Annotated in this window: 18 protein-coding genes; 17 read left to right on the top strand and 1 reads right to left on the bottom strand. The window is 46.8% G+C overall.

Going from position 1 to position 20,227, the window contains the following annotated elements:
• On the top strand, window positions 1-2,362 hold a 2,362-nt coding region (locus FMS18_RS19850), incomplete at its 5' end, for a calcium-binding protein (protein ID WP_368854188.1).
• Window positions 2,363-2,562: 200 nt separating this feature from the next.
• Complete coding sequence (locus FMS18_RS19845) at window positions 2,563-3,567, top strand: glycosyltransferase (RefSeq protein ID WP_203544719.1); 1,005 nt, start codon at window positions 2,563-2,565, stop codon at window positions 3,565-3,567.
• A gap of 43 nt (window positions 3,568-3,610) precedes the next feature.
• Here FMS18_RS19845 and FMS18_RS19840 read toward each other — a convergent pair whose 3' ends face one another.
• The gene (locus FMS18_RS19840; RefSeq protein WP_163296399.1) at window positions 3,611-4,426 is read right to left on the bottom strand and encodes a hypothetical protein; all 816 of its coding nucleotides are present in this window, start codon (window positions 4,424-4,426) and stop codon (window positions 3,611-3,613) included.
• 235 nt (window positions 4,427-4,661) lie between these two features.
• Between FMS18_RS19840 and FMS18_RS19835 the strand changes: the two genes are divergently transcribed.
• The 15 genes from FMS18_RS19835 (at window position 4,662) to FMS18_RS19765 (ending at window position 20,222) form a co-directional block, all read left to right on the top strand.
• Window positions 4,662-5,030, top strand: a complete 369-nt coding sequence (locus tag FMS18_RS19835; RefSeq protein WP_163296398.1) for a type II secretion system protein — start codon at window positions 4,662-4,664, stop codon at window positions 5,028-5,030.
• Between the two features lie 24 nt (window positions 5,031-5,054).
• On the top strand, window positions 5,055-6,188 hold the full coding sequence (locus FMS18_RS19830) for a glycosyltransferase (protein ID WP_163296397.1): 1,134 nt from the start codon (window positions 5,055-5,057) through the stop codon (window positions 6,186-6,188).
• Complete coding sequence (locus FMS18_RS19825) at window positions 6,185-7,096, top strand: alpha/beta fold hydrolase (RefSeq protein WP_163296396.1); 912 nt, start codon at window positions 6,185-6,187, stop codon at window positions 7,094-7,096. Before FMS18_RS19830 ends, FMS18_RS19825 begins: the two co-directional genes overlap by 4 nt.
• The gene (locus tag FMS18_RS19820) at window positions 7,093-7,758 is read left to right on the top strand and encodes a type II secretion system protein J (protein ID WP_163296395.1); all 666 of its coding nucleotides are present in this window, start codon (window positions 7,093-7,095) and stop codon (window positions 7,756-7,758) included. The genes FMS18_RS19825 and FMS18_RS19820 overlap by 4 nt, the downstream gene beginning before the upstream one ends.
• A gap of 9 nt (window positions 7,759-7,767) precedes the next feature.
• Window positions 7,768-8,799 (top strand): type II secretion system protein GspK, encoded by a 1,032-nt coding sequence (locus tag FMS18_RS19815; RefSeq protein WP_163296394.1) that lies wholly within the window; start codon window positions 7,768-7,770, stop codon window positions 8,797-8,799.
• Between the two features lie 8 nt (window positions 8,800-8,807).
• On the top strand, window positions 8,808-10,340 hold the full coding sequence (locus FMS18_RS19810) for a PilN domain-containing protein (protein WP_163296393.1): 1,533 nt from the start codon (window positions 8,808-8,810) through the stop codon (window positions 10,338-10,340).
• Window positions 10,341-10,345: 5 nt separating this feature from the next.
• Window positions 10,346-10,888 carry a hypothetical protein gene (locus tag FMS18_RS19805; RefSeq protein WP_163296392.1) on the top strand — a complete coding sequence of 181 codons (543 nt, stop codon included), beginning with the start codon at window positions 10,346-10,348 and terminating at the stop codon, window positions 10,886-10,888.
• Between the two features lie 107 nt (window positions 10,889-10,995).
• A complete protein-coding gene (locus FMS18_RS19800; RefSeq protein WP_163296391.1) occupies window positions 10,996-12,825 on the top strand; it encodes an AAA family ATPase in 1,830 nt (609 codons plus the stop codon).
• 18 nt (window positions 12,826-12,843) lie between these two features.
• Window positions 12,844-13,299: a type II secretion system major pseudopilin GspG gene (gene gspG / locus FMS18_RS19795; protein WP_163296390.1), complete on the top strand. Its 456-nt coding sequence runs from the start codon at window positions 12,844-12,846 to the stop codon at window positions 13,297-13,299.
• Complete coding sequence (locus FMS18_RS19790) at window positions 13,283-13,765, top strand: prepilin-type N-terminal cleavage/methylation domain-containing protein (protein WP_203544718.1); 483 nt, start codon at window positions 13,283-13,285, stop codon at window positions 13,763-13,765. The genes gspG and FMS18_RS19790 overlap by 17 nt, the downstream gene beginning before the upstream one ends.
• The gene (locus FMS18_RS19785; RefSeq protein ID WP_163296388.1) at window positions 13,762-14,745 is read left to right on the top strand and encodes a tetratricopeptide repeat protein; all 984 of its coding nucleotides are present in this window, start codon (window positions 13,762-13,764) and stop codon (window positions 14,743-14,745) included. Before FMS18_RS19790 ends, FMS18_RS19785 begins: the two co-directional genes overlap by 4 nt.
• 31 nt (window positions 14,746-14,776) lie before the next feature.
• On the top strand, window positions 14,777-17,032 hold the full coding sequence (locus tag FMS18_RS19780; RefSeq protein ID WP_163296387.1) for a hypothetical protein: 2,256 nt from the start codon (window positions 14,777-14,779) through the stop codon (window positions 17,030-17,032).
• Between the two features lie 138 nt (window positions 17,033-17,170).
• Window positions 17,171-19,171 (top strand): STT3 domain-containing protein, encoded by a 2,001-nt coding sequence (locus FMS18_RS19775; RefSeq protein WP_163296386.1) that lies wholly within the window; start codon window positions 17,171-17,173, stop codon window positions 19,169-19,171.
• Window positions 19,171-19,854, top strand: a complete 684-nt coding sequence (locus tag FMS18_RS19770) for a glycosyltransferase family 2 protein (protein WP_163296385.1) — start codon at window positions 19,171-19,173, stop codon at window positions 19,852-19,854. The genes FMS18_RS19775 and FMS18_RS19770 overlap by 1 nt, the downstream gene beginning before the upstream one ends.
• Complete coding sequence (locus FMS18_RS19765) at window positions 19,851-20,222, top strand: DUF2304 domain-containing protein (RefSeq protein WP_163296384.1); 372 nt, start codon at window positions 19,851-19,853, stop codon at window positions 20,220-20,222. The genes FMS18_RS19770 and FMS18_RS19765 overlap by 4 nt, the downstream gene beginning before the upstream one ends.
• The last annotated feature ends 5 nt before the right edge of the window (window positions 20,223-20,227 follow it).

Genomic DNA, 20,227 nt, shown 5'->3' with positions numbered 1-20,227 from the left:
CGGGGACGGCGGCAACGATATCATTTCCGGCGGTGCGGGCGACGACACCCTGTCCGGCGGAGCCGGGAATGACATAATTTCCGCTTCTTCCAATACAAACCATTTCTACGGCGGTACCGGTGCAGATACCATGACCGGCGGTTCTTACGTTGATTATTTCTATCTGAATTCCGGTGATGTAGAAGCCGGTGAGGTCATCGATGGCGGCGGCGGCACGGACTATGTTCAGGTGGATTCTTCCACAGATGCATCCGCCGGTGAGGCCTGGTTGAGTATTGAAAGGGTTAATCTGGGGCAGAATGTGACYCTGACWGTTAATACCGCCCAGCTTGCAGCCCTGCAGACCGTATACGGTGATTTTTCCGGAACGGAAAGTATCTCGGTAACCAATACCAGCGGCAGCGATACCTTTGACCTTTCCGGTTATGTGCAGGGCAACAACATGGACGCATTCAGCGTCTATGGCGACGACGGCGCGGACAGCTTCATAGGCAGTGTCGGCAGTGATCATTTCGGGGACGGCGGCAACGATATCATTTCCGGCGGTGCGGGCGACGACACCCTGTCCGGCGGAGCCGGGAATGACATAATTTCCGCTTCTTCCAATACAAACCATTTCTACGGCGGTACCGGTGCAGATACCATGACCGGCGGTTCTTACACAGATTATTTCTATCTGAATTCCGGAGAAGTAGAAGCTGGTGAGGTCATCGATGGCGGTGGCGGAACTGACTACATTCAAGTTGATTCTTCCACAGATGCATCCGCCGGTGAAGCCTGGTCGAACATTGAAAAGGTCAATCTGGGCCAGAATGTGACCCTGACAGTTAATACCGCCCAACTTGCGGCCCTGCAGACCGTATACGGTGATTTTTCCGGAACGGAAAGGATCTCGGTAACCAATACCAGCGGCAGCGATACTTTTGACCTTTCCGGTTATGTGCAGGGCAACAACATGGACGCATTCAGCGTCTATGGCGGCGATGGCGCGGACAGTTTTATCGGCAGCAGCGGCACTGATTATTTATACGGTGAGGGCGGTGACGATACCCTTTCCGGCGGTGCGGGCAGCGATACTCTTTCCGGCGGAGATGGCGATGATACGTTTTACGATGACAGTTCCTCGGACTCCTATTCCGGTGGTACGGGATCGGATTTACTGGATTTCGGTGCTGCCGGAACCGGTGTGACTGTGGATGTCGTTGCCGGGACAACTGGCGGCGGAGCCGGCAGCGACAATTTTGACGGTATTGAGAGATTTTCAGGGTCTAGCCATGATGATACATTTATAGGTGATTCCAATTTTAACTTTTTCTATGCCACTACCGGAGATGATGCGTACACGGGAGTGAGCGATAATAACAGACTGAGTTACGAGAACATAAACGGTGGCGTGCAGCTTGATCTCGCTGCCGGAACTGCTACCGGAGCTGCGGGGGGGGATACTTTCAGCAACTTCAATTATATCACCGGTTCAGCCTATAATGATGTAATTGACGGTAGCGGTGTGACTGGTGCGACCCTTTATATCACAGGCGGTAAGGGGGACGATACTCTTAGCGGCGGTTCCAATAATAACGATGGTGTTTTTTATTCCGATGCGGATGGCTCCGTTACCGTTGACCTTGCTGCTGGTACGTCATCCGGAGCGGACGGCAATGATATTTTAAGTGGTTTTGAAAGAGTGAACGGCTCTAAATATAATGATAATATCACCGGGGATAACGCTGATAACTATCTCTACGGCCTTGAAGGTGACGATACCATTGATGGAGGCTCCGGCTTCGATAAAGTCGGCTACGGAAACACGACCACAGGTATTTATGTCAATCTTGAGTGGGGGACAGCGACAGGTTCTGAAGGTAATGACATTCTGTCTAATATTGAGGGCTATTATGGTAGTGCCCACGCTGATGAGATCATAGGTTCTTCTGTTGCAAACTTTCTGACTGGTGCTGCCGGGAATGATACGGTCAGCGGATTGGATGGAAATGACACCTTATATGGTAACGCCGGTGCAGATACCTTGATAGGCGGGCTGGGCAATGACACCCTTGTAGGGGGCGATGGCGCGGATTACCTTGATGGCGGTGCAGGTGATGATATTTTCTATTTTGCCAGCACTGCTGAATTTGGCGATACCATCGCTGATTTAAATTTTAATACGGAAAACGATAAGCTCCGTTTTGCCAGTGATTTCTCTTCCGCGACATTTACTTATGATATGGGAACCGACACCCTGTATTGCGATTATGATGGAGCGGGCGCAGGGCATACTTCTGTGGCTGTTGCAAACTTTGAAAATATTTCGGTTGGTGGTACTCCTATGGATTATATTGATATTGAAACGGGGACCCCTTAAATTTACGATTTAACAAAATCCCCTCACCGTTCGTATTTTGCTTTTGACGGCAGCAAGCCAATGGGGATATAGCAAAGATCTGCTCCCGGATGGGGGGCTCCTCCAACCAATACTATAAGTAAATGAATTCCAATCACAACACATGCATACTTTACGACTTCCTCTATTGCATGGGGGGGGCGGAAAAAACCACATTTGTCATGCAGGATGCTTTTGCCGGATCAAAAGTTTGTGTAGATTTCGTCAATAAAAATAGTTTTAGAGGATTAAAAGAAGATGACGTTATTGAATTAGGTAGATTTAGTACTTGTCAGCCATTCAATGCTTTAAAAGGAATACATAATTTTAAGACAAAGACCCGTTTTTTGAACAACTGCGATCTTGTTATTTATAGCGGGTCATACGCACCATGCGCAGTGCAAAATCAGAGCAAAGGCAAAAAGATTCTTTACTGCCATACAATTCCACGTTTTGCCTACGATCTTTATGATCACTATTTAGAGAGTATTCCTTTTTTTGCCTGTCCCGTTTTCAAGATGCTTGTTGCATATGTCAGAAAAAGTTATGAGAGGGCTTTTTCGCAGATGGATACCGTTATTGCGAATTCGCAAAATGTACGGCTAAGAATTAAAAAATATCTTAACGCGGACGCTATGGTTATACATCCACCTGTAGAGACTTCAGTTTTTAAGTGGATTGACCAGCATGATTACTATCTTTCAACAGCAAGACTTGAAAAGTACAAACGGGTTGATCTTATCGTCTCTGCGTTTAAAAAAATGCCGCATAAGAAGCTTATTGTTGCTTCAGGCGGAGCAGAACTGGAAAATTTGAAAAAGCTGGCAGCAAATGCATCGAATATAACCTTCACCGGCTGGATAGCTCATGCTGAGCTTGTAAGACTAACCGGTAATGCCATTGCGACTATTTATCTGCCTAAGGATGAAGATTTTGGCATGAGTCCGGTTGAATCTATGGCAGCGGGAAAGCCGGTGATCGGGGCTAAAGAAGGAGGGGTTCTTGAAACTGTTCTGGATGGGAAGACCGGACTGCTTATTGAGCCCGAAGTAGGGGAGATTGTGCGGGCAGTGAATGTTCTTGATTCTGCAAGGGCTGCTGAAATGAAAGAGCAATGTGTTGAAAGGGCCCGGCAATTTGATATTAAATGTTTTGTCTCTAAACTAAAACAGGCAGCTTGCACATAGTTTGTGCAGGCTGCCTGTTTTAGTTTTTTAATCTGTGAGTGCTCTAAAACTTCACATACAACCTGAATCCACCCATATAAAATTTATTCATTGGTTCATAAACATTACTGGTTGTTCCGCCCCAGAGTGCTGAGTCTTTCTCTGATTTGGAGAAATACCAATAGCGGAAGTAAGGCTCAACACCTAATGCGTATCCATCAAGGTCATATTCAGCAAAAACAGAGATTCTGCCACCGCCGCCGGAACCGAAATCCTGATCGTTCTCAGCGTCTTCATATCCAGTACCAACCTGGGACAGCTTGCTTTTTACGCGTCCGGCCAAAAGCAGGGAGCCTTCAAGAGTACCTCCGATGGACCATTTGTCATCGAGCTTATTTACAACGTTGAGACCTATGGGGAGATAGTACTGGGTAATGTAGCGTTCATAGCCGCCGGGAGCCTTGATTTTATCATACCAGTGGCGGATGCCGATACCGATGTACGGAGTCAGGCCGGTGTCACCGAATTCGTATCCTTTACCGAAAAGAGCGCGCCCGGTGATCAGGTAGTCATCGGTGTCACATTCAAGGTCGTCACCATTGGAGTAGCGGCCATCGTAGTCCATGGATCCCGCTACCGCTTCTGCTTCGATGGAGGCCATCAGGTCGTATTCGCTGAAATATCCTGTCCAGGAAGCAAAACCACCATTTAAGTAGCCCCGTTCATTCATTATATTGGGCTCATCGTAATACATATACATTCCTTCGTAGCCGATTTTAAATTCGCTGGAAGGAAAGAGTTCATTTTCGGCGCAATAGGCGGAAGAACTTGCCAGTATCAGTATGGTGCTTATTAAAAAGATGACTTTTTTCTTGAACATGAGAATTTACCCCTAAATTAATTTATACACTGCCAATAACACCATCTCCCTATTTTGCCAATCAATTATGTCAATTGTCCCGGTTCAAAAGGCTGAACATGAAGGTGTTGGCTTATCTGTTGATTAAACTTTCCGGGTGTTCTAATAGCTTTGCTTGTCGTTAGTGTTAGGTGCTCCCGTTAAAACTGGCGGCTTTTTTAATCCCTCAAATGTTGCAATGGCAGGATTTTCTCAGATGAAGCAGGTTTCAGGACAGGGTGGGTTCACCTTTTTGGAGGTAATGGCCGCTATAGTTGTTATTTCGGTCATGTCCCTGACTGCCGTGCAATTGGTTAAAAATACCAGCGATGAATTTATCAAGGTAAAAGCTTCCAGGCATGCCTATGAATTGGCCCAGAAGAAGCTCTACCAGATTGTTGCGGATGAGGAACTGGCATCGTATGACGGAAGTTCCGGTGTTTTTGACGGCGACGATGACAATTATACATGGACATCTGAAACCCTTGTTTCTTCGACCGAAGGAGTCCGCGTGCTTAAGGTTAAGGTGCAGGAAGAACAGATCAATGTTTCTGCGGTGATGGATTACATGTATTTCAGTAAGTAAATTTAATTTCTTGTAGAAGAGTAGATGAAAGTCCTTAATCTTTCGAAATATTTCCCGCCCTATCCCGGCGGAATTGAAAACATAGCCTGCGATCTTGTTGAAGAGCTCGCCGGGCGTGGTGTTTTTGAGACGGTGCTCAGCCACGGGGATAAAGAATATCCGGGGAGCAGTATAAATCAGGTTCTTTCCGCAAGCTATGGCGAGCTGCTTTATGCGCCAATATCGCCTTCGTTCCCATTCAAGCTGCATAAGGAATTAAAAAGCGGCAGGTATGACCTGCTGCATGTCCATCTCCCCAATGTCTCAGCTTTCTGGCCTCTCTTAATGAAAGTGGATATTCCGATTGTCCTGCACTGGCATGCGGACGTTATTTTTCCTGAAGATAAACAATTCTGTCGGGCGGCATATAAATTCTATGCTTTTTTCGAACGGGCCCTGCTGAAAAAGGCCGCCGCCATTGTACCTACTTCTACACCTTATCTGGAGCATAGCGCTCCCTTGCAGGAGTTCCGGCACAAGTGCTCGGTGATTCCCCTAGGGCTTGATTTCTCAAGAATGGCTGAGCTCCCGGACACTGCACTAATTGAAACCAAACGCAGGTGGACCGGGGAAGAATATTCTTTTCTGGTGGTCGCTGCGGGACGGTTTTCCCATTATAAGGGATTCAGTTATCTTATTGAGGCGGCAGCAGGGCTTGAAGGCGTTAAGATTGTTATTGCCGGAGACGGTGAGGAACGGGCCGGACTTTTGCAATTGGTTGATGAGCTGGGGCTTGCGGACAAGGTTGTCCTGCCCGGCAGGCTTACTGACCATGACCTGCATTTGCTGATGGCCTGCTGCGATGCTTTCTGCCTGCCTTCGGTCGAGCGCAGTGAAGCGTTCGGAGTGGTTTTGCTGGAAGCCATGTTTTACGGGCGGCCGCTCATAACCACCGAGATTAATGGCTCGGCCACAAGCTGGGTCAACCGTGCAGGAGAAACCGGACTTACTATTCCAGTCGGGGATTCCGCTGCTCTGGCGGAAGCCATCAAACAGTTGAGAGATGATCCGCAATTGTGCGCCCGGTTCGGGCGTGCCGGGCGAATCCGGTTGGAAAAGAATTTTACTATCAGCAAAACAGCGGATAAATTTTATCGGCTCTATTCCGGTCTGTTGTGAAAAAAAAACTTCTCCTTATTCCTTTACTGGCACTTCTGGCCATTCTTCTGAATCCTGAGGGATTTCTCAATTTCGTCCTTCGTTCCTACTGGGGCTATTATGGGGCGGAGTTCAAACAGATCAAGACAGAAAATTATTCCATCGGTTTTTATCATGCTGACGGAGGGCATGAGCAGACAATTCTTCTTTTGCACGGTCTGGGCGGCAAGGCCGGGAGCAGCTGGTTTACAGTGCTTCCCGAGTTGTCTGCAAAATATAATATAGTGGCCCCGGACCTGCTGCTCGCCAATCTGGTGGAAGGTAATATGTCCGGCTATACCCTTGAGCAGGATGAACGGCTGATCTCCGAACTTATGCATGAGCTTAAGCTTGAGAAGGTTTCGCTGGCGGGGCTTTCTGTCGGCGGATGGCTGGCTGCGCGGCTGGCATTGAAGCATCCTGATCAATGTGAAAAGCTGGTTCTCATTGATTCCGCCGGACTGGATACTGAATCTTTGCTGAAGTCCATTGCCGCACATAAGGATGACTTCGGCATCTGGTTTTATAATAATATTTTTTATCCCAAGCCGCCTGTGCCTAATTTTCTGGTTTCTCCCATGCTTAAGGATATGGATAAGCTCGGTCCTTTGTGTGAAGAGCTGCTCAGAAAGAATATTTATGCGGCGCAGGCACTTGAATCCGTATTGCCCGGCATCAAGTGCCCGACACTTATTCTCTGGGGGGCTGAGGACCGAATTATTTCTAATAAGGCAGGGCGCAGATTTTACGAGCTTATACCTGATTCAAGTATTGTGGTTCTGCAAGATTGCGGGCACGCTGCCGTGTGGGATGCTCGGCATGAATTGCCCGCTATTATCGGGAGTTTTGTCTTCAACGGAACCGTTGGATTTGCAGGTAATGTAAAATGAGAAATGAAGCGCATAATAATGGTCAAGAGGGATTTACCCTGTTGGAACTTCTTTTGGCCATGGTCCTGTCTGTTATAGTGATAACGGCCATGTCCGCTGTTTTTCGTTCTGTGATCGATAGTTCCATAGCCGTTGATTCCGAGGTCCTGGTCAATCAGGAAGGCCGGGTCCTTCTGAGCATTCTGCAAAAGGATCTGAGTTCGCTGGTGGTCAGCAACTCCACTAAAACGGATTCGGATGATTCGACCATGAATTTCAGCATGTCCACCGGGGAGATTTCTGCCGGGGATACGTTTTTGACTTTTACTACCACCAATGACCTTTACGCTCAGAATGCAACAGCCTCCCCCTTGAATCATGTTGAATATAAGCTGGAAGAGGAAGATGAAGGATTATTCAGTCTGGTGCGCAGCAACCGTGAATTCGCTCATCTGGAAGGCGATTGGGAACCTCGTGAATTGAAGATTTCCGAAAAATTGAAGTCTGTGGAGATTGAAGTCGAAGAGGCGGGATCGGGGATGACTGTCGGCAATGAGGAAATTTTACAGGCCAAGTCCATAGAGATAGTCTTTTCTCTTTTGGACGTGGAAAATGTCAGGGAATATCGGCTTTTCGTCCCGGTTAACCCGGCGATTGTTGAGCTTACTGAAAAGTCGGATTAAAGACAGCCTATGAATAATAAATTTGCCCGGTCTGAACATAGAGAGGATGAAAAGGGAGTGGTTCTTTTAATCGTCCTGATCCTCATGCTTTTTGTGGCTGTAATCGCTACAGATATCATCAAATCTTCGCGCTATGATTATTCCGGGGCCGTTTATCTGAAAAACACATATGCGGGGACGGCTCTGCTTGAATCCGCAGCTGAAACCGCTCAGGGACTTTTTCAGCACAACGCGGCAGGGGAAAACGGTACCGCCTTTATTGAACTGGCCCAAAACTTTAATTCGACATTAATTAATACCTCAAGCCTGTTGGAGGCAGGGGAATTATCTGGGAAGATTGAAGATGAAGAAAGCAGGTTTCCCATCAATATGCATAGCGGCAATGCGACCATAATGAAAAATGTGCTGACCGGATTGTTGGTCAATCTTTGTGATGCCCATGGGTTTGGCAGTTCAGACACCGAAGGTTACGCCAGAAATTATGTGGATTCAGTCTGCTGCTGGACGGGCAATGGAACTCTTTGCGACAACGACAAAGATGATTATCGCTCCGCTGATCCGGGTTTTACCATGCCGGAGCGGCCCATGGTCACGCTGGATGAATTGTTGCTCATAAACAGGCCCGACGGCTGGCTGAACGATGAAGAGTTCGGAACCCTGTTTCATGGTAGCGGAACAATTCCCGGCCTGAAGGATCTGGTTACTCCGTATAGTGACGGGCCCATGAATATCAATACCCTGAAACGGGAAGTGGTCATGGCTTTTGTGCCTGTGGAATTATCAAAGGATGACCGCTTGAATTTTTATGACGATGTAGTCGCGGGAAGGGCGGACAACAAGGGAAATACCGGCTGGTTTAAAGCTTTTGCCGCGCAGCAGCCCGCAACGTATAAAAAATATATCCCGGAAGTTGGATACAGTTCCGAAACAGCTAGAGTGACAATTCAATTTAATAACGGTATCTATAGCTCCTCGCTGATGGAAGTTTTTAAGGGCGATTCAAAATCGGGCCGCATAAAGTATAAAAAGTATGGTTATTAGGTGCAGATATGAGCGTTGAACGGCTGGCCGTTGATCTGAGCGACGGGGATCTGGTGCTGCTTGGATCAGTCGGCAAGGGCAAAAATCTTGAATATAAAGAGTCACTCGTTAAGAGATTCGGGTCCGATGATCCTGTTGATCTCGTTAACGAGGTCGCTGCTTATATTGTCCGGGAGGAAATGAATTCCCCGGAAATATTTATTGCTTTGGACAGTCGTTCCGTTCTGTTGAAGAGTTTCTATTTTCCTTTCAGGGCAGCGGGAAAGATCGAAGCAGCTCTTGATTTTGAGCTTGAACGGTCTCTGCCCATCAAGCGGGAGCAGCTTTACGTAGACTGGATTTTCGGCCCCAGAGTCGGCAAGGGTACATTTATATCCGCAGGCTGTGTGGAAGATGAGCTGCTTCTGAATCTGAAAAATGTTTTTGCAGAAAACGGGTTGCGACTCTCGGAGATTGTAGAGGGGGTAACTCCTGTGATGTCCCTGCCCGGCGTTCTGGAAGGAGAATCGAAAAAGTTGATTCTCGATTTCGGACGGGAGCGGGTTGGGATATTCAGTCTGGAAAACGGACTGTTGCGCAATCGGGATTTGATCCTGCAGGGAACCGAAAGTGTAATCAAGCTGTTGGAGCAATCTGATTTAAATTTTGATGCCGCTTACCGTCTGCTGTTTTTTACTGATTTTGCTCAGGAGGAACTCGGTTCTGAAGCTCAGGCCGCTATTGCCGCTTTGTCTCGTCTGATCGGGCAGATATTCAATTACGTGCAGGTATATAATGAGCAGAGCGGGTTCATGCCTGATTTGATTTCTATCTGCGGTGAAGGTGCTGAAATTACAGGCATTGAAGGCTTGATTGAAAAAATGTTGGGCGTACGTACTGTCAAGTTGTTACCGCATGAGTTGTTGACTCTGTTTGAAGATAATTACGAAGCCGGAAATGCGCTCAAGGCTTATGGCTTGCTCAATCTGGAGCGCAAGGAACGGCTCAGTTTTCTGGCTGAAGAAGACAAAGCTTATGCAGCAAGCGGAAGTTCAAAACAGGTTAAATATTTTGCAGGTTGGGCGGCGGTGCTCTTTCTGGGATTCATGGTTTATTTCGGAGCGAATCTTTACCATAAGTCCAGTATTGTAGGCCGCACCGAAGCGCTGACTGAGAAAGTTTTTTCTGAAAATATTCCCGGTGCCCAGCGCGGCTTTTCCCATGCCCAGCGGGTCAGTATCCTCAAGACCAGAATTCATGAACTTAAACGCAAGTTGCGCAATAATTCCGGCGGGGCCGGATCGGCAATTGAGGTCTTACGAGTTGTTCATGCTGCTGTTAATAATGGTTTGACGATAAGTTTTGCTGAATTAACTCTTGATCCGCGCAGGCTTTCTCTGTCCGGGCTGGCCAATAATTTCAAGGATGTGGAGTCGCTGAGGATTCAGCTGGAAAAGAGCGGCTTTTTTAGTGCGGTTAGCATTAAAGGTGCAGCCGCAGAGAAAAAGACCAAGAAAGTCCGTTTTACCCTTGAACTACAGCGCAAGCCTTTGGAGGGATAGGGCTGATGAATTCTAACCTTTCTAAATTGCAGGATAGCTGGGCCAAGGCTGTTGCTTATGTGCGGGGAAATCGGGGAGCTATGCTGGGGCTTGCCGGTTTAACGGTTATTCTTGTCGTCCAGCTTGCCATCATTCCGGTGTATAAATTTAACAAAAGTCTTACCGCGCAGGAGCATATTGTCGAGGGGCAGCTTGAGCAGGTCAGCCGCCTGGCTGGCGAATACCAAAAGTTAAGGAAAGAAGCTTCAGGTATTGGCAGTAAAAAAGGTGGCGTCAATCTTTTCTCCCGTCTGGAGAACATCACCCGCAAATTGAATATAGGTGCAAAAGTCGATTTCATGCGTCCGTCTTCAAAAAAACTTGATGACGGCAGGACAGAGGAAGAAGTTTATGTCCGTTTCAAATCAATTTTGCAGAAGAATTTTGTCAACTTTTTATACAGTGCCGAAGTTGAAGGCGGGGTTGTTTCGGTCAAACATCTGCGTATAAAAAAGGACAAGGGCGGTCGCTTCGACGTTGATATTATTTTTATTAAGGTAGACGGTTAACAGCAGTGGGCAATATCTCCGAACTTTTCAATTCATTTGGGGATTCCTCAACTGTTTTTTCTTTTTTCCCTTCTGAGAGCCATAAGAAGGCGGTGCATCGGATATCAGTGGGGTTTGAATCCCGCTGTGGGCTGGTCATGCTTACCGGGGAGATCGGCACCGGCAAGACAACTCTTTTCCGTTTTATTCAGCGCCAGAAATCAGATAAATTTATTTATGCGGAAATCGGAAACCCGTTCCTTTCACCCATGGAACAGGTCAGCCATTTCTGTAAAAGTTTCGGGCTGAAGCCACCGCAGAGTTTGCGGCAGGGCATTGCCGCGTTGACCGCTTTCTTTTCCGCAAAGCACAAGGAAGGGAAGCAGGTCGTTCTGATTTTTGACGAAACCCATTTGCTAACCAAATCTCATTGGGGCCAGATTCTGGTTTTTTCCAATCTGCGCGAGGATGATGAACCCATTGTCCAGATCCTGCTGGTGGGCCAGACCGAGCTTGTAGACCGGCTTATGGAACCGGGATTGGAAGCCCTTAACCAGCGTATCGGTATACGCTGCGAGCTTTCTCCGCTCAGCCTGGATGACACCCGAAAATATGTGCGTTTTAAATTGCGTGCATCCGGCGGGGAGGATCTTGAATTTACCAACCGTGCTCTGACCGAAGTCTGGAAACTCAGTGGCGGGGTGCCCCGGTTGATCAACCATGCCTGCTCCCATCTGTTGGACCAGATTGTTTTTTCCGGTGGAAAAAAGGTTACCCCGGCTATGGTCAAGCAGTTGGCTGCAGATGGGATGTATACCAATCTTTTTGACTCCAAGCCCAAGCGTAAACGTAATTTATCCATGCCCAGTATGCCTGTGTTGGCGGTACTGGCTCTGCTGCTTTGCGGCTATTCGGTTTATGCCTATTATGATGATCTTCAGGCCTATTTCCGGCCAGCAGAAGAAAAGCAGATTGTCAGTAATGAGCTTCGTGGAAACGTGGTCGGGGTGTCCGAAGGCTTGAAAAGTTCAGTTGCTGAATCAACAGTAAGTACGCAAGCAGAAGGCCGCACGGATGAAGTTCCTGCGTCTGTAAGTCCTGCAGTCCCGGCTGAAATGAAGTCGAGCGAGACAAAGGAGCAGTTTGCAGCAGCTGAAAATGTTTCTGTTTCCGCACCGAAAGTGCCAGGTAACGGCAGTGTGGCTTCTGTAGACGTTCCGCAGGTTGTGGATAGTGGGTCGAATGGAACTGAGACTGTTGTGAATGTGAAAGGCGGGCAGATTGAGGCTGCAGTGGTAAAGCCAGTTGATCAGCGGCAACCGGTTGCCACTAAGGAAAAGAAAGCAGCATTGGTTGTCCCTGTGATCGAAGCGAAAAAAGGCACTGACGTTACAACCCCTAAAAAGCCTGCAGCACCCCAGAATGCGACATTAGATAAACTAGCAAAACAAGCTGCCGACAAGGTCAGGAAGTCAGAGCGCGGGAGAAAGGCAAATGTAACTAAACCCGTTCAAGCGCAGGCGACAAAAGAATCGGTAAAGAATACTGATCTGGTCATCTCGCTGAAGCGCAACTCTGCTTCTGCCCCTCTGAAGCCTGTTAAGAAAAGTGGTCAGGCGGCCAAAAATCCTAAAGTGAAGCAGCTTGAAAATGCTAAGGCAGCCGCGGTAAAGGCTTCCGCAAGCAAGGATGCATCGAAACCTGCTTCTAAAGAAATTTCCGGTAAAATTCTGGACGGGGCATTGACCCCTGAAATTGCCGCCATAGAGATCGGGGCTGTTGCTTATAGTGAAACACCCGAAGATAGCCTTGCTGTTTTAAATCAGCAGCTTATGCGAAAGGGAGATGTCATTGGCAATTTAAGACTCGTTCATATAGGTAAAGAAGAGTTGATTTTTGTTTTGGGAGGTAATAAGTATCGCCGTGTTTTTGGTGATAGAACTGAAAATAATAATTAATAAAATTGAGGCATACAGATGGCTGATAAAGAATATGGAAAATCACGAAAGAGCGCTGAAAAGGGGTTTACCCTTCTTGAGATGATGATTGTTATTGTTATTCTTGGTATTCTTGCCGGACTGGTTGCGCCGCAGTTTATGGATGAACCGCAGAAAGCGCGTGTGGTCAAAGCCCGGCTTGAAATGGAAAGTATTGAGACCGCGCTGAAGAAATTTTACTTAGATAACGGCTATTACCCTACTACTGAGCAGGGGCTTAAGGCCCTTGTCTCCAAGCCTTCTGTGGGCCGGGTTCCTAAAAGCTATCCTGCTAACGGGTACCTGAACAAAGTGCCCAATGATCCCTGGGAAGGCGACTACATATATATTGCTCCCGGATCTAATTCTCCGTTTGAGCTTTATTCATATGGCGGTGACGGCAAAGAAGGCGGCTCTGGAAATGATGCGGATATCAAGAGTGAGGGAACTAAATAAAAGTAAAGCTCAAGCAGGGTTCACCCTGTTTGAGCTTCTGGTCGTTATTTCCATAATGGCCATTTTGTTGGGATTGGCCATCCCGGCCTTGAATGTTGATTCCGGGAAGGGGGCTTTTTCCGACTTCAAGAGTAGGTTAATTGATGGCGTATCGCAGGCGCGATATATCTCTATGATTACAGGAAAGGTTCAGACCTTGAGCATGAAGAATGGCGGGGAAATAGTCTTGCAGCCTTCCGGCTTATATAAGGGTGATCTGCCGGAAGAATATGAGATTACATCAATCCAAACCGTTGATGACAAGCGTGAAAGGGATTTCAGGGTACGTTTTTACCCAAGCGGTCTTGCTGAGAGTTGTGTGATACAGGTTCGTCGTGATGTGGATGAATATTCATTTTATCTGCCACCTATTTCGGGGATCAAGGGTGAACCGGGGCGTGTTAATCTGGAAAGTTTTCAGGAATGAGTGAAGTTATGATCAGGATTAAATTTTATTTTCGCATAGCCCTAATGATGTGTCTTCTCTTGGTAGCTTTTGGTTGTGTAAAGAAAACCAATTCTCAGAATTTAGACGTTGGTCCTGCTGGTGTTTCCCAAGTGCTGGCAAAAGCAAAAGAAAAGCGGGCCGCGAAGGATTACGCCGGAGCACTGAAGATCGTTGAGGTTGCTCTTGATGAAGGCGTCGAGTCTGCAGCACTCTTAAATGAGAAAGGTGGACTGTTGCTGAAGCTTGGTGTTGTTAAAGATGCTTTTGATGTTTTTGAAGAAGCTGTACGCATGGCTCCCGGAGACAACAAGATTCAGCATAACTATGCTCTTTCTCTGGTTGAACTAAAAGAGTATGAAGATGCATTATCAGTATATGAAGCAATATTAAAACAGAATAGAAAAGATGCCCAGGCTTATTACGGTAAAGGTGTCGTCTACTTTATAGAAAAGGATTATGATACAGCAGTGGCTTGTTTTAATCAGGCTTTGAAGTACGATAAAAATTTTACCGCTGCACTGTTTACCCGAGGTCTGGCTAATGAGAAAATAGGCGATTATCAAGGAGCCATTAAAGATTTCACCCTGTGCATTCATAAGAAATACAGGGCAGCAGAAGCCTTGTGTTATCGAGGTGTAAGCAAACATTCAAACGGTAATAATGAAGCCGCATTGGTCGACATTGCAAATGCAATAAAGCTCAATGGGGAGAAATATGAGTTTTTTTATAATCAGGGTGTTGTGCTCGTCGCTAATTTTGATTATAAAGCAGCCATAGTGAGCTTTACAAAAGCTTTAGTCTTCAGGGGAGACTTTGCTGAAGCTTATGTTAATAGAGGAGACGCCTACATGCGTTTGGAACAGTTTGACAAAGGCTCCCGAGACTTGCAGCTGGCCTGTAACCTCGGGGCTTGTGTCAAACTCGACCAGTATAAGGCTCTAGGAAAAATAGTAGACTAATCTTTAACCTGAAATTCATGCGGAGGATTAAATGTTAAAACGGCATTTAATTTTTACAGTTCTAATTCTTTTTACATTGGGCCTTGCTGGTTGTGGTTCTAGTGGGGGGAGTTCCTCAAGTTCCGGAGGCGGAGGCGGAGGCGGAGGCGGAGGCGGTGCTGCAGGTGCAGGTGCCATCGGTGGTGTTGCTGGTGCAGATTTGCTGAATGGCGCTACTGTTAATGTACTTGACTCTGCTGGTAATCCCATTGCAGGAGTTGGTTCTGTCCTCACCTCTACTACTGGTGTATATTCTATTCCCGGCACTAGCGTAGACCTTATTCCCAGTACCGCTTATCCTCTTCAGATTTCAGTTACAGGCGGAACATTTGCCTCGTCCGGTAACGCTAACAATCTGGAACTGAAGACAATGGTCAATTCTGCGCCCGGAACAGCAGGGACTACTCAGGATTTGGGTGTAGCATCTACTGCTTATGTTGATGCTTATGACGCCGTTGATAAAGCCGGTCTTACCACAGCTCAGGTTCAGGCTCAGGCGAACAGCTTGGCACGACAGGCTTTGCAGACACTTGCTCCTACTGCTGCCAGTGTGTTGGGTACCGGTGATCTTCTGAATCTCAGAGTTGTTGACGGCTCTGGTGCTGTGAAGTCGGACATGGAAACATTGTCCACCGTTACGCTGAACATGCTTGGTGGTGACCACGGGAATACCGGTGGGCTTTCTGCTGCTATGAAAACTGCGGTTCAGGATTTCGTAGAAGCTGAAAAGACAGGGGCTGACCCTGTCGCAGCGATTACTGCCGCAGTTAAGAATGTCAACGGTGATATTGGTGCAGCATCTCTCTCCGCTTATCAGGATAGTGGTGCTTTTAAGCGAAATATTGCAACTCAGGTAGGTACTATTGTTAAAGGTGGTGAAGCACCTTCTGAAGCAGAAATTACTGCAATTCAAAATGAAATCGCTTTGCCCACCGGCTTTACTACCGATCCTTTTACTCTGCAGCTTGTGAAGGGTGGTGCCAGTGTTGTTGATCCTAACAAACCTTCAAGTGAGTTGGCAGTTAACAGCGGGACTAGAAATATTCTCGTTACCCCCAACCTCCTTACTCAGGATGGCACTGCTGCTGATGCTGCAAAAGACTCTGTGACTATCAGTTGGGGTGGGTCTTCCATCATAACTTGGACCGGGCACAGCGAAGGTGATGCTATTGATGACGGTGCTGAGCAAACACTCGTAATCGGTGCTGATAAAACCGGTACCGTTACTGTGACTATTACTTCCGTAACCGATACAACCATTTCAAGAAGTTTTATCGTAACTATTCTTGGAGCGGGTGTTGATGTTGTTACCGGCGTAACTATGGATGTTCAGGATGGTAACTCCTTAAACTCCAACTCTTATCTCATGTTTGAAGATAGCACCGCTGCTGCTACTGCTGCCGGTAATATTCCTGCCAGCAAGTCAACTGCAGTTATTGCAAATCTTTCTGGAGCAATGGATAGCATCTTAGTTACTCCCGCAGGTTCAGGCTCTCAGGGATCAAACTTTATTGTTAGCCTGAATGCTCCTGAAGGAATGCAGTTCAAGATTGGCAGCACCTACTCAGCAAACTGGGATAAACTTTGGACTACTACCACAGGGCAGCTTACTTATGCTGTTGAGGCCCTCAGAACCACAAGTACTGTTCCTGCCGGGAAGAAGACCTTCAGGGCAGACGTTTACAAGGGCAGCAAGAGTCAGGCTAATCTGGTTGCTTCAACTAGTGACTCTAACATGTATGCTCTGAGTGAAGGTCTTGTGAAAAAAGTTCACAGTATTACCGATGTGAAATACAACAATGCGGCTACTGATATCACAAGCAACAATGCTGTTGTTCAGATGTCTACCGTTGGAACTACTGAAAACTTCTTCAAAGGAACGCTCAGAACTTGGGGTAAAGAAGCCGGTATGACCGATAACTCTTATATCGCTCCGGACTCCATCACAAAGATCGCGCTGCTCACCGCAGGACGTCCTGCTGGTAACAACGAAGTAGCCGGTTTCGCAGCTTCCGCTACTCCGACCAATGGCTGGAATGGCGAGATTAATAACATCACAAGGGCTGGTTCCGGCACTGAAATCAGGACTGGTGCTCTGACCGCAGCTGAAGTTGCTGATGCAGCATACTTCCAGATTGAAGCAGGCACTGGTAAAACCAACCAGGAAACCATCAAGCTTGTTGTTCCTGCCAGCACAGGACAGGCTAAGGTTGTTTCCAAGAATGGTATCGTCTTCAAGAAGAACTAATTAAGATTTAGTCTACTGAAGACAATTCAATAAAAAATGTAAAAGGCCGTTTTCGACAGGAAACGGCCTTTTACTTTGATCAAAAACTCAAAACATCGTGCTGATGGTGCTATATTGTTTAAGCAATCCGTAAAATATATGTCTCAGCGGAAGATTGTTTTCGTCCCCTTGGCTGTGCTGGTGCTTATCCTGCTGGTAAGTTTCAGCGCAAGGGCCGTACACTTAAGCAAACTTAACGCAAGCGCCATCGCAGAATATAACGGTAAAATACTTCCCACGACTCCTGATGCATATTTTTTCCTGAGCGAAACGCGTGACCTTATTGAAGGAAAATATCATGATGCACAACCTTTACGCACAGCGGTTCGCACAGGTTGCCCCTCATTACTGGTGGTAATTTCCGGAGCTTTGGTCAAGGTGTTCGGTTTTAAGTTGATGGATGTGGCCTTATGGCTGCCTGTGGTTTTCGCTTCGCTGGGGATGGCCCTTCTTTTTACTGTTTACGGATTCGAGCTGGACGACTGGTTTTTAACTCTTTGTGCCGGATGTCTGACGGCTATCCCTTATGATTGGTTCATACGTACGACACTGGGGTATTTTGATACCGACTGCCTGAATGTCCCATTGTTCTATGCAGTTTTGTTTTTTCTTTATAAAAGCTCGGTCAGCAGAAGGAGTAAAGATGAACTGATTAGTCTTGCCGCTGCCGGGTGCTGTTCCTTGTTTTTGATTTTCTGGTGGAGAGAAGCAGGGCATCTGCTGGTCGCCGGACTCTGGGGATGCTGGCTGCTGCTGCCTTCAAGGCAAAGACTAATTCAGTATTGCAAATACGGTATTGCTTGCGTTGTACTCTTGTTTTTTTGTGCATTCCTTGCGGGATATAGGGATCTTTTGCCTGCGTTTTTTGTGAACATTATCGTTTTTGTTGAAAACTATCTCCGGGCTGCGAATCCAGATACCAGTTTGTTCTTTGATCCTTTTGTAACTGTCAGTGAACTTGAATCCTTTGGTGTTGTGGAGAATTTTAACCGTCTTTGCGGCCACTGGTCAGTTTTTGCGCTTAGCATACCGGGGGCTTGTCTTTTTGTGAAAAAGTACCGCCTGACCGGAGTTGTGCTGATTGTTCCGGCACTTATTTTTTTCATTCTCAGTTTTTTTATGGGCGTAAGGTTTCTTATTTTTTCAGCTCCTTTTTTCGGTTTTTCCATCGCACAGTTAACGTGGGATTTCAGTTTCTGGATCTGCAGGGACCGCCGGACTTTGGGGTATGTGTTAAGTCTTTTCTTGTGCGTCCTGTTTGCTTTCCCGGCGGCAGATAAGGCACTGACTACGAATTACGATTCGATGCTGAACAAGTATAACGCGAACCTTGCAACTGTTACAGGAGAGCATACTGAAGAAAATGCCAAAATATGGTGCTGGTGGGGCGAAGGTTATTTTGTGCAATATTTTTCTAGACGATGGACTGTAATTGACGGCGGTTTGCAAAATCCTGAACGTTCATTTCTTGCATCTTTCCCCCTTGCATGCACCGACTATGATCTTTCTGCCAGTTGGATCAGGTTCTTTGCTGCCCATCCGTATGGGCTAAATATAATAAATGGATTTACCGGCGATACAACTAGATCTATCCGTTTTTTTATTGATGCTTTCACCCGAATTGATGAATTACCGCAAGTTCTAGGCGAATATGGAATACCTGAAATAAGGAACTGGAAAGAGTGGCTTTGCCCGCAAGGTCCTGTTTATTTGTATCTTACGCCGGATCTGCTGCTGCGGAATTCCTGGTTGACCGCAGGGAAAATGATTACAAATCCTGAAGAAAGAATTTCCATATTCGCACTGCCGGTGAATGACCTGCATGCGGACAAACAGAAAGGGCTGGTGAAATATAAGGATTTAACATATGAATATTCTAAGGCATATTTTGTTACAAAACAGAACCTGAGTCATGACTTTGTAAGGGACAAAGGCCCGGTTATGGTCGCGATCAAGGGCAGTGATGATTTTTTTCTAATCAACCAAACGGATTTTAAAGCACTTGCATTTAATCTGCTCTTCGTACACCCGGATACTACAAAACATTTTACTGAGCTGGCCTACCATCCCTTTGTCGGCGGAATCTGGAAAGTGGAATAATGTTCGGCACAAAGTCTAAGACCCTGGTTGTCATCCCCGCCTTCAATGAAGAATTATCCGTTGCTGCTGTTGTCAGCGAAATTCGTGAGAGAACCGGACTTGATGTTCTGGTTGTAAACGATATGAGTTCCGATGAAACCACAGATGAAGCGGAGTCCGCAGGCGCGACTGTTCTGAATCTGTGCTGTCAACTGGGAGCATGGGGAGCGACACAGACCGGGATACGTTATGCACTCCAAAAAGGATATGCCAGATGTGTCACCTGTGATGCTGACGGGCAGCATGATGTCAATGCCATCTCGGCATTGCTTGCGGAATCTAAAGCAAGCAATAGCGATATCGTTATCGGTTCATGTATTTCAAGAGGGAGTGCCGCGCGGCATATTGCCTGGAAATATTTCAAGGTAATAACCGGACTGCCTGTTAATGACCTGACTTCCGGCTTCAGGGTATACAGCTTCAGGGCGATGCAGAAAGTAGCTCTTTCCAGAGCTTCGATTATTGATTATCAGGATATCAGTGTACTTCTTCTTTTGAAGAGTCAGAAAATGACTTTTAAGGAAGTGGATGTCTGCATGGTCGCGCGCGAAGACGGAAAGTCCAGAATCTTCAATTCATGGCTGGCTGTAGCAAAATATATGATGTTGAGCTCAATCATAGCCTTGTGCCGGATTTCAAAATGATTACATCAATGAATATAGTTACAGGTGTCGCCGGAGTACTGGGTGCTGGATCAATTTTTTATCTTGTGCGCAAGAATCTTCTTTATTCGCGTTACACGCCATGGTGGTTTTTTATTTCATTTGCATTTTTGCTCTTCGGTTTTTTCCCCCGTCTGTCTGATTTCCTTGCCGGACTGGTTGGCGTTGCGTACGGTCCCAGCTTGATCATGCTCATTGCGGTGGTAATGCTTTTTATTAAGACCCTGTTGATGGATATTGACCGCTCGCGGCAGGAGGTCCGGTTGCGGAGGCTGGTGCAGCGCGTGGCCATGCTGCAGGCGGAGTTGGAGAGCATACAGGGTTCAACCCAAGATAAAAATGATAAGTAGCAGGT

The organism is Desulfovibrio sp. JC022 (assembly GCF_010470665.1).
Taxonomy (GTDB): domain Bacteria; phylum Desulfobacterota; class Desulfovibrionia; order Desulfovibrionales; family Desulfovibrionaceae; genus Maridesulfovibrio.
The sequence above is the reverse complement of the archived record's forward strand: the minus strand, read 5'-3'. Positions and strand labels throughout refer to the sequence as shown.